We start from the raw sequence: 9,996 nt of genomic DNA on the forward strand, positions 1-9,996 counted from the left end.
GTTTATTGATCCAGTTCAAACGTTATGTGGATCAGTTAACCGGGAGTTCGGGATAAAGGGCTGCTTGAAGAACCAAGTAGCCCTTTATCTTTTTGTAAGCGAGCTCAAACGCAAACGAGCTTTCTCAAACCCGACCCCACGGCTACTTCGTGCCAAGCACGTAGAGCGCGTAGCGCACAAACATATTGCACGCCACGAGCAGTCCCTCTTCGTCAATGTCGAAGAATCCGTTGTGGTTGGGCCGATCGGTGCCCGGCTTGTCGCTGTGCGTACCGAAGTAAACGAACGTCCCCTTGCAATGCGGCAGATAGTCGGCGAAGTCTTCGGCCATCATCGACTTGGGATAGTCCGTGATGATGTTTTCGGCACCAACAATTTCCTGCGCTACGAGCTTGGCTTCCTTTGTCGCATCCGCGTCGTTTATCAAGGGGTTGGAATAGTTCTTGATGACGATGCTTGCCTTGGCGCCCAGCATCTCTGCCGTCTTCTCGACGATGTCGGTAAGACGACGGTTCGTGGCTTCACGGACTTCGGGCAAAAATGTGCGCACCGTCCCTTCCAGAACGGCCTCTTCGGCAACGATGTTGTACTGCGTGCCGGCCCAGGCCTTGCCGATGCCGACGACAGCTGACTCCATCGGATCTGTGCTGCGCGCAACGATGCTCTGAACGGCCACCACGATTTGGGATGCTACGTAGAGGGCATCCACGCCCTTGTGCGGCATCGAAACGTGTGCCCCTTTGCCTTTCACTTCGATGCGGAAAAAGTCGCAGCTTGCGTTGAGAGGTCCTGCAACGACGCCCACCTGACCGACGTTGAGGGTATTGGTAACGTGCTGACCGTAGATGCGATCTACCCCTTCGAGCAAACCTGCCGCAACGAACTGTCGCGCCCCCTGCCCGATTTCCTCGGCCTGCTGGAAGAAAAAGCGCACTTCCCCGGCAAAGTCGTTTTCCATTGACTTCAGAATGCGTGCGGCAGCAAGCAACGTTGCCGTGTGGCCGTCGTGGCCGCAGGCGTGGCAAAAGCCCGGATTCTGAGAGGAGTACTCGCAGTTTTTGAGATCTTCCATGCCGAGAGCGTCCATATCGGCCCGCAGCGCCACGATTTTCGTTTTGCCTTCGCCAACTTTTTTCCCGACTACACGAGCATAGACGCCCGTTTCACCCACACGGGTGTGCTCAATGCCGACCTTGTCAAGTTCTTCCTCAATGCGAGCCGATGTTTGGAATTCCTTCAGGCTTACTTCCGGATGCGCGTGAAAGTAGCGGCGCATGCCGACGATGTAGTCCTTTTGTGCCAGAACGCAGGTGTCGATTGCCATGTCAGATGTATCCGTTCGTTCAAAGAAAAGCCGGCAGTCGGTCTCTAAACCCATTACTGCCGGCCGCGGCGGTCAGCCCGCCGATCAGTACGTGTATTTTTCAGAACCCGCCCAAACAGGAGTAAAGGCACCCTTGTAGACGTCCACGAGCGTCTTGGCGGTTTCGGGCGTGTGATAGGCGTCGACCACCTTCTTGTAGACGGGGTTGTCCTTGTCTTTGCTGCGGGCGACGATCACGTTGAAGAGCTGACCCACGTTGGGATTGGTCTTGGGATCAATGTCCTCGGCAAAGATTGAGTCCTTCTTGGAGTCGAGCCCTGCCGTATAGGCGTTGCCGCCGTTGATGAGCGCCGCTGACACGTCGGGCAGGATGTTAAAGAGAACGCCCGATTCGGCTTCGCGGATCTGAATCTTGACGTTGTACTTGGTGATGTCGGTCTTGGTGGGAACGTAACCCTTGGCCGGGTCGCAGACGATCAGACCGGCGGACTCAAGAACCTTCAGAGCTCGGCCGCCGTTGGTGAGGTCGCTCGGGATGGCGAAGATGTCGCCGTCCTTGACGTCCTTCATGCTCTTTAGCTTTTCCTTGTTGTTAAAGACGCGAAGCGGCGTGATGAGGGTATCACCGATCGCTTCGATCTTGTAGCCGTTGCGCTCGATGTCGTTCTTGAGATAGGCCTTGTGCTGGAAGGCGTTGAGATCGATTTCGCCGTCGGCCAAAGCGCGGTTGGGGGTGGCGTAGTCGGAGAACTTCACGAGTTTGACCTGAATCTTGTCCTTCTTGAGAAGGTCGTTGACGGTATCCCACTGCGCGTTGTAGTCGCCCACGACGCCCACCTTGACTACGGTAAAGCCGTCGGCCGTCGCCTGCTTTTTGTCGTCGCCGCAACCGACGAGCGTCACCGCCACGATGCCTGCGGCAACAAGCGCCGTCGTCACTTTGCCGAATCGAGATTGAAGTCCGGTCATGTTTTGTCTCCCTTTTGAATTTAGTGCGTCGATTTCTTGATGATGATGTTTCCGAAGAACTGGAATACGCTGATGATGAGCAAGATGATGATCACGGTAAGCCAGATCATGTCGCGGTAGCCCATCTGATAGCCGTAGCGGATGGCAAAGTCGCCCAGGCCGCCCGCGCCGATTGCGCCCGCAATGGCCGTGATGCCCACAAGGCTCACAAAGGTGATCATCGTCACGCGGGTGATGCCGGGAATGCTCTCGCGCAGATACACCGAGAAGATGATTTCGCGCGGCGAAAAGCCCATCGCCTGGCTCGCTTCAATGAGACCGTGATCAATGTCGGCCAGGACCGATTCGATCTGACGGGCAAAGAACGGGACGGTGCCGGCCACAAGAGCGACGAAGGACCCCGTCACACCCGAGCCCGTGCCGACCAGGAAACGGCTCACCGGAATCAGTAGCACGATCAGAATGATGAACGGAATCGAGCGGATGATGTCGATGCCGCGGTCAAAGATCGTAAAAAGCCACCGGTTTTCCAAAATGCCTCCGGGGCGGCAGACGGTAAGAAGCACGCCCACGGCAACACCGAGCACCCAGGCGATGCTCCCGGAGACGGCGAGCATGGTGAAAGTCTGTCCGATGCATTCGTAGAGTTCGCCGCTCAAACGCTCGAAATTGGGCATCAGTGTGTTAATGAAGTCCATTTTTGAGCTCCTCTACATAAACGCCGTTTTCCTTGAGATAGTCCTCGGCCTGCTGCACCGAGGCTTTTTCACCAGTGAGCACCACGCCGAGCTTGCCCAGGGCCGAGCCCTGAATGAAGTCGATGTTTCCGAAGACGATGTTGGCCCGCACCTTGAAGCGCTCGTAGAGCGCCACGACGAGCGGTTCGCCGGCCGAGCCGCCCGTGTAGGTCAAAAGCAGGATTTTGCCGCCGTCGGCAACTTCGTTGTCAAGCTGACCGCTTTCAACGAGACCAAGGAACTTCTTGACGTTGTTGGCCGTGTTGATGAATTCCTTGGTGAGATCAGCCTTAGGATGGGCGAAGATCTCCGTAATCGTGCCTTCCTCGACGATGCGCCCCGTCTTCATTACGGCGACTCGATCGCAGATTTCCTTGATCACCGACATCTGATGCGTGATCACCACGATCGTGAGCCTGAGCTTTTGATTGACTTCCTTGAGAAGCTTCAGAATCGAGTGCGTGGTTTGCGGATCCAGTGCGCTCGTGGCTTCGTCGCACAAAAGCACTTTCGGGTCGTTGGCAAGGGCTCGTGCAATTGCCACGCGCTGTTTCTGGCCGCCGGAAAGCTGCGCGGGATAGGCGTTTGACTTGTCCGAAAGCCCGACCAGAGCCAAAAGTTCTTCAATTTTCTTGGCCTTTGCTTCTTTGCCGAGCTCGGAGTGTCGCAACGCGAGTGCGATGTTGTCGAATACCGTGCGGCTGGGCATCAGATTGAAGTGCTGAAAGATCATGCCGATGCGGCGGCGAACGACGCGGAGATCGGCGTCGGAAAGCGTTGTGAGGTCCGTGCCGTCGATGACGACATTGCCCGAGGTCGGGCGCTCGAGCAGATTGATGCAGCGCACCAAGGTGGATTTGCCGGCGCCTGAAAATCCGATGATGCCGAAAATTTCCCCGGGATTGATCGTAAGCGACACGTCGTCGACGGCCTTCACGCGGCCGGCGTCCGTGTCGAACGTTTTTGTAATGTGTTTGAGTTCAAGCATGTTCGTTGGTTCTTTTCCTGATCTTTTGCGGCTTCGCACGACAAACGCAGCTTGCGCGTCCGTGCCGTCGATGGTGTCTGCTTGTGTTGGTTGCTTTGGGCTTGAGTGAACGCAGTGGTTCTCAGTTGAAGACCTGTGTCGAAATTGCCGCTGAGCGCGGACGAACAAGCCCTGTGCGCGTGGAGATCAGCGCATGAGATGGGAGCGGCAGTACTGAGTAAGAACCGCAAAGGAAACGAGCGTTGTGGGCAACGGACGCATATTTGTCGGAAAAGACGGAAATACGGGAATTTGCACGATATCGAAGTCTCCGATTTTGTCGAGGTTTTGTCAAGATCAACAAACTACCTAGATGACCGCTCCTTGAGGTATTACCGCTTCGGACAAGACAAACGGCCGATTGTTTTCTGCCGTTAAGCGCATTATGCTCGGTAACCTTCGGAGTATCAGCATTAGAACCATGCAGAAAACGCAGAAGAGCAAACTCGGACTTGTGGTCGAAGGCGGCGGCGTGCGCGCCATCTATGCGGCGGGCGTCTTGGACGTCCTGCACGACATGCGCCTGCCCTTTTCCGGAGTCATCGGCGTTTCTGCGGGTGCCATTCACGGAATTTCGTTTGTGTCGGGCCAGAAAGGCCGCAGCTATCGCATCTATACGCGTTTTTGCAGGGATCCGAGGTTTTTCAGCTTCAGAACATGGCTTCGCACCGGCAACATCGTTGACAACGACTTTTGCTATCGGCAAATCCCTCAGGAACTCGAGCCGTTCGATCAGAAAGCGTTCGAAGCTTCCGGCATGGCATTCTGGACAGTGAGCACAAATTTGGAGACCGGAAAACCCGAGTACATTCGTATGCGGGATTGCTTTGCCGAAATTGATGCGCTCATCGCTTCGGCCTCTCTTCCCTATGTCTCCAAGCCGATTCACTACCGGGGAAAGCTTCTTCTCGACGGCGGCTGTTCGGACCGCGTTCCGCTCAGAGCCTTTCAGTCCAGGGGTTTTGATCGAAACGTCGTTGTGCTCACGCACCCGGAAGATCATCGTGTCAAGGATCGCGATGCTGCGCTCGTACGTCTCTTCTATTGCAAGTACCCTGCGTTCTGCCGAACGTTTGAAAATAGCCCGCAGGACTACGAAAAGACTCAGGCCTATCTCAAAGCAGAAGAGCAGAAAGGCACCGTTTTCACTATTAGACCGAAGGCTCCGATTCCGGTGAGTCGTCTTTCGCACGACCCGCAGGCGATCATCCGCGCGTACGAAATGGCGCGTCGTGATGCCCGGGAAGTCTCGAACAAACTGGTGAGTTGGGCTTTGTGATTGATTTTGGCTATTGATTCATGATTATGTTGGCTGAAATCTGCTTGATTACATACAGGTTGCAGATATTCATTCAATCTGTTTGTCCGGCTAAGTTCCTCTGCTTTTGACGCTCTCTTCACGTTTCGAGCAGATAATGGCCCCAGAATTGTCCTTCCTGTTTGACGGCCATGTCGTCCGATCGTCCTGCAACCAAAATCAAAATTCCTCGTACCGTATGGGTGCTGGGTTTTGTTAGTCTGTTGATGGACATTTCTTCGGAAATGATCCATGCGCTTCTGCCTCTTTTCATGGCCGGCACTCTCGGCGCCAGCGCCATTTGGATCGGTCTCGTTGAAGGTATCGGCGAAGGTACGGCGCTGATAGCCAAAGTCTTTTCAGGCGTCGTAGCCGATCGATTCGGGCACAAGAAGCACCTGGTGTTTGCTGGTTACTTTCTGGGAGTTGTCTCGAAACCGGTCTTTGCTTTGGCCGGTTGTATGCCGGTTGTTCTTGCCGCTCGCTTTTTCGACCGGATCGGCAAAGGTCTCAGAGGTGCACCACGAGACGCCATTGTGGCAGACGTCACCGATGAAAGCATCCGAGGCGCAGCTTACGGACTCCGGCAGTCGCTTGATGCCGCCGGCGCTTTTGTCGGTCCTCTGATTGCTACGCTGCTGCTTTTGCTTTGGACTGAGGATCTGAGAAGCATTTTCTGGATCGCGCTGATTCCCGGGGCTGCGTGTCTGCTATTGATATTGATCGGCGTCGAAGACAATGTCACGGAAACAAAAAGCACGAAGCGGATCGAATGGAACGAAATCGGCAGTGTCATGACGCCTGCCTTCCGGCAACTGGTAATTCTGGGCACGCTCTTTTCGCTGGCACGCTTTTCCAATGCCTTTATTGTGCTCAAAGCTGCAGATATCGGTATTGACCAAGCCTGGATACCGATGATCGTCGTGCTCATGAATTTCGCCTTTTCTCTATCCAGTTATCCGTTCGGAATGCTCGCCGATCGACTCAATCCGATGAGGCTGTTGGCTTTGGGCATGGTTTTGCTGGCACTTTCCGATTTGTTGTTTGCCTTTGCTGCAAACACTGCCGTTTTGGTACTCGGTGTCGTTCTGTTCGGGATGCATCTCGGCGCCACTCAGGGAATCTTCTCCGCTATCGTTTCCGAAGTAGCAGTTTCTCATTTGCGCGCGACTGCCTTTGGCGTATTCAACTTTTTCTCGGGTATCGCTTTGCTGGTTTCAGGCCTTATTGCGGGCGGCTTGTGGGAGCTGTTCGGTGCGCAGTACTGCTTTGCCGGCGGGGTGGTCTTTGCCGTCTTGACGCTCGTTCTGATTCAAAGATTTCGTTTCCTGGCCGTGCGGCAGTAACAAATGCCGGTGCCATGGATAGAAGTACAGTTTCGCAAATTCAAAGAAAATACCAATGCTCATCCTAAGTTTTGGTTCACAATGACAGTAAGCCGAGATCGGTGATACTTGAAGGAGAGTTATATGATCAGCAGACGATTGCTCATTACCGGTTTCGCCGCCGCTGCGGCGTCAGCGATCGCTCCGGCAGTTATGGCCGCCGGTGACGGTGGTTTCGGCGATCTTTTGGGCGGACTGGCTGATGTAGCATCTCGCCGTTACGCCGAAAAATATCGAGACGATGCCCGCTGGGACGGCAAGTACTACTACGACAAATACGACAACCGCCGTTATTCCCGCAGCGAATGGCAGCGTGAAATTCAAAGACGCGCCCGCGCTGAAGAAGAAGGACGTGATTGGCGCGACAGCAAGCGTCGTGCCTGGGAAGAAAAACGTTACGGCAAGAACTATCGCAAGTTCAAGAAAGAACAGCGTCGTGATGAAAAAGATCGCCGCAAGGATGACCGCCGCGATGCCAGAGAGCGTCGTCGCGATGAACGGGATCGTCGAGACGACAATCGTCGCCGTGACAACCGTTAATCCGTTACTTCACAACTAACTATTGCAACGGAATCTGAGACTCTGTCGTTAGCGCGCCAGGGTCTTTTTTTGTGTTCGACAATCCGTAACAGCCATGGCTATGGTTCGGGGAAAATATTAATGTGACTTGTTGACGGACATCTTTTTCGCAGGCACCTGATAGAACGCATTCTCGGAGAGCGCTTCGGCATTCGGAACATCTTGCAAAGACAAGTCAATCGTATAAGCGCCCAAGAAACGCTCCGCAAAGTATGCGCTGTAGATCGGTGAATTCGGAGACAGCGACTCAATTCGCACGGCTCCCAGCGAATGGATAAAGTCACCGTTTTCCAGAGCAATGCCTATGTGGCGCACGATATTGTCCCCGGCTTCGTTTTTCTTTCCGAAAGCAACAAGACTGCCTGCCGGGATATCTTCCACAGAATGCACAACCAGTTTTTCAGCCTGAGCAATCTGTTGATCAGCGTCCCGGCTGAGTATCACACCGTTAAGCCGCCACACCAGCGACACAAAACCGGAACAATCCACGCCATTGGTGCTCGTTCCGCCCCATAGGTACGGAGTTCCGAGAAGTTTCTTAGCATTACCAAGCAGGTGACGGACAAAAGTCCGCGGGGCCTCCTTTCGGACTCGGTCATAAAAGGCGAAATACGTGTTCGCCTCCCTGACATCGATTGTTCTGAGAAAACCTGAATTTCCGTCCGGCAGCTGGACCCAAACCCGTTTACCCTGCTTTTCAATCAAGCGAAGGATGCTGCCGGCGGTAAGCGGAGCCAGAACCGTTCCGTTTTCATTTGTAAGTGTTGTGGAACGTGCGGTCACAACCACACGCCGTGAGGCGTTCCAGTCCGAGAGTTCTTGTTCGGTCATACGAGCAATTTGCAGCCGATGCACCCAGCCGATATAGCCGTCGGGCATTTGCACGCGCCAAAACGGAGCCTTGAATTCGAGAAGACGTAACGGCGTGCCGGCCAGAGCCTGCGTTGTTGCAGCCACCGCAAATCGAGGTTCCTTTTTGACGGTCGCTACGGAAACATTCACAAGTGCCCACGGCTTATCCCCTATTTGCGCATTGTCTTGCGGAAGCACCGTCACGCGAACGTCAACCGGCATTTTCTTTGCGTGCAGTCGGCTATTGAGTTCGTCTAGCGCCTCTTTGCGATCTGTCTTGCCCTCGATCGTCCAACCGTCAGACGTCTCATTGACCTTGACTTCCCAGACGGACAGACGTGCATCTGCGGCATAGATGTTTGCAACATCGGCAACCATTTCGGCGAGTTCCGAGTCAATTGAGGTCGTGACGCATGCGCAACCGGCGACACTGAGGCAACCGCTCAGAAGCAAAAGTTTGGAAAAACGCGTGACAGCAAGCATGTCGTTCTCGGACCTGATGAATGATGTTTTTGCAATTTTCGGCACGATGCCTTTTTTGACGAAACGGCCTTCTTGCCGAAATCGTCTCCAGTCAGATAAGCCTCTTTGATCTTACTGACGGTCAGAGCACCGAGACAACCTGTTTAGAGCATTCTTACTCACCCGAGGGATATGGCTCTAATCGGTCCAACATTTCTTTCACTGCGACAAAACATTCTTGTGTTTCAGCGTTTATACCCAAGTATTTTCCTGTACAATCCCGACTTGCGTTTGATCTGCATCAAATGCACCTCAACATCTTTTTTATTTGACTTATGACAAGCCCACCACGATAGGAATCACTTACATGAAAAGAACGGCACTTTCCTCAGCTGTCCTGTGTTCGGTTCTACTCACAGCATGCTCGACAGCGGAAATACCGCGAACAGTTCCTGAAAACAGCGCTTCGTACGACCAAACAGCTTCTTACGCCCAAAACTTGGGGCGTCAATTCGGCATCCTGAAAATCACTGATGCAATGACCGGTACGGAGCAATGCGCGAGTGTGAAGACAGAAACTCACCTGGCGCGCAATTTAGGTGTCACATTGTTGGCCAACTCTCCGCTTCAAGATCTTTCCAAAAGCGTATCCAAAGGCCCGTTCAGTACCGGCGTAGGTCTGGACTTTGCCAACCTCGGCTGGAAGAACGACACGGTCTATTTCGAAAATCTTGATCACTGGTTCGCATTTGTTCCGCAGCAATCGTACTCGAGCAAGGAAGCCGCTCAGAGCTACACCGTTCAGGCTCTGGCAGAAGCGACGATCGCCGTCTTCAGTCAAAACGGTTACACCGTTAAAGACATCAGAACTTCAGAACTTGAGCAATCCGGCGACACGCTGCGGCAAAGCGTGCAAATCAAACTCGTGAACGAAGCCGCGGGCTGCTTAAAGCACTCCCCGTGCCGAATTGCCTTTACATCGCATTTTTCGGAAAACGAACCGATGAAGCCGGCCGATTGGATCGTACAGACTCAAAAGCTCGATGGCGGCAAACACTGGAAATTCTGGGCAACCTCGCTTGAATCGGACTTAAAACAAACCCCTCTTTCGGAACAAAGCCGTCTGTGGGAATCTGTTTCAGGAAAGCTTCCGAACGGCTTTAGCCTGTATTTTGCGCCCAGACAGGTGGACAAGGGCCTTTGCCGTGAAGCCAGACTCATGAGCAACGGCAAAACCTACATGTTCAGTCGCTAAAACAATCCTTTCAGACAGCGCTGAAGGCGATGCGTGACACGATATCCGGAACGTGTTATCCGTTAGAGCGCGACCATGCCGAGCGCACCCAATCGAAACCGCCGAGATC

At 53.8% G+C, this 9,996-nt stretch carries 9 protein-coding genes; 4 read left to right on the plus strand and 5 right to left on the minus strand.

Annotated elements, in window-relative coordinates:
• Positions 1-142 precede the first annotated feature (142 nt).
• The 4 genes from DW133_RS08455 to DW133_RS08470 form a co-directional block, all read right to left on the minus strand.
• On the minus strand, positions 143-1,324 hold the full coding sequence (locus tag DW133_RS08455; RefSeq protein ID WP_118276224.1) for a M20 family metallopeptidase: 1,182 nt from the start codon (positions 1,322-1,324) through the stop codon (positions 143-145).
• Between the two features lie 84 nt (positions 1,325-1,408).
• Complete coding sequence (locus DW133_RS08460) at positions 1,409-2,293, minus strand: MetQ/NlpA family ABC transporter substrate-binding protein (RefSeq protein ID WP_118276225.1); 885 nt, start codon at positions 2,291-2,293, stop codon at positions 1,409-1,411.
• A gap of 20 nt (positions 2,294-2,313) precedes the next feature.
• Positions 2,314-2,991 carry a methionine ABC transporter permease gene (locus DW133_RS08465; protein ID WP_118276226.1) on the minus strand — a complete coding sequence of 226 codons (678 nt, stop codon included), beginning with the start codon at positions 2,989-2,991 and terminating at the stop codon, positions 2,314-2,316.
• Positions 2,978-4,018, minus strand: coding sequence for a methionine ABC transporter ATP-binding protein (locus tag DW133_RS08470; protein WP_118276227.1), 1,041 nt, complete (start codon positions 4,016-4,018; stop codon positions 2,978-2,980). Before DW133_RS08470 ends, DW133_RS08465 begins: the two co-directional genes overlap by 14 nt.
• Before the next feature lie 460 nt (positions 4,019-4,478).
• On the opposite strand from DW133_RS08470, the gene DW133_RS08480 reads away from it, so the two are divergent.
• The 3 genes from DW133_RS08480 to DW133_RS08490 all read left to right on the plus strand — a co-directional run bounded on the left by DW133_RS08480 (position 4,479) and on the right by DW133_RS08490 (position 7,279).
• Complete coding sequence (locus tag DW133_RS08480) at positions 4,479-5,336, plus strand: patatin family protein (protein WP_158571168.1); 858 nt, start codon at positions 4,479-4,481, stop codon at positions 5,334-5,336.
• A 170-nt stretch (positions 5,337-5,506) separates the two neighbouring features.
• Positions 5,507-6,700, plus strand: a complete 1,194-nt coding sequence (locus DW133_RS08485; protein ID WP_118276230.1) for an MFS transporter — start codon at positions 5,507-5,509, stop codon at positions 6,698-6,700.
• 123 nt (positions 6,701-6,823) lie between these two features.
• Positions 6,824-7,279 carry a hypothetical protein gene (locus DW133_RS08490; RefSeq protein WP_147408905.1) on the plus strand — a complete coding sequence of 152 codons (456 nt, stop codon included), beginning with the start codon at positions 6,824-6,826 and terminating at the stop codon, positions 7,277-7,279.
• A gap of 117 nt (positions 7,280-7,396) precedes the next feature.
• Here the strand turns inward: DW133_RS08490 and DW133_RS08495 are convergent, their stop codons facing one another.
• Positions 7,397-8,653 carry a C40 family peptidase gene (locus DW133_RS08495; RefSeq protein ID WP_118276232.1) on the minus strand — a complete coding sequence of 419 codons (1,257 nt, stop codon included), beginning with the start codon at positions 8,651-8,653 and terminating at the stop codon, positions 7,397-7,399.
• Positions 8,654-9,197: 544 nt separating this feature from the next.
• On the opposite strand from DW133_RS08495, the gene DW133_RS08500 reads away from it, so the two are divergent.
• Positions 9,198-9,887 carry a hypothetical protein gene (locus tag DW133_RS08500; protein ID WP_147408906.1) on the plus strand — a complete coding sequence of 230 codons (690 nt, stop codon included), beginning with the start codon at positions 9,198-9,200 and terminating at the stop codon, positions 9,885-9,887.
• Positions 9,888-9,996: the final 109 nt, after the last annotated feature.

Source organism: Sutterella sp. AM11-39 (genome assembly GCF_003472385.1).
Taxonomy (GTDB): domain Bacteria; phylum Pseudomonadota; class Gammaproteobacteria; order Burkholderiales; family Burkholderiaceae_F; genus Duodenibacillus; species Duodenibacillus intestinigallinarum.

What these genes read in the sequence shown, in the direction of transcription:
- DW133_RS08460 (WP_118276225.1), bottom strand. Translation starts at nt 2,293, where the DNA reads ATGACCGGACTTCAATCTCGATTCGGCAAAGTGACGACGGCGCTTGTT.
- DW133_RS08465 (WP_118276226.1), bottom strand. Translation starts at nt 2,991, where the DNA reads ATGGACTTCATTAACACACTGATGCCCAATTTCGAGCGTTTGAGCGGC.
- DW133_RS08495 (WP_118276232.1), bottom strand. Translation starts at nt 8,653, where the DNA reads ATGCTTGCTGTCACGCGTTTTTCCAAACTTTTGCTTCTGAGCGGTTGC.
- DW133_RS08455 (WP_118276224.1), bottom strand. Translation starts at nt 1,324, where the DNA reads ATGGCAATCGACACCTGCGTTCTGGCACAAAAGGACTACATCGTCGGC.
- DW133_RS08480 (WP_158571168.1), top strand. Translation starts at nt 4,479, where the DNA reads ATGCAGAAAACGCAGAAGAGCAAACTCGGACTTGTGGTCGAAGGCGGC.
- DW133_RS08485 (WP_118276230.1), top strand. Translation starts at nt 5,507, where the DNA reads ATGTCGTCCGATCGTCCTGCAACCAAAATCAAAATTCCTCGTACCGTA.
- DW133_RS08490 (WP_147408905.1), top strand. Translation starts at nt 6,824, where the DNA reads ATGATCAGCAGACGATTGCTCATTACCGGTTTCGCCGCCGCTGCGGCG.
- DW133_RS08470 (WP_118276227.1), bottom strand. Translation starts at nt 4,018, where the DNA reads ATGCTTGAACTCAAACACATTACAAAAACGTTCGACACGGACGCCGGC.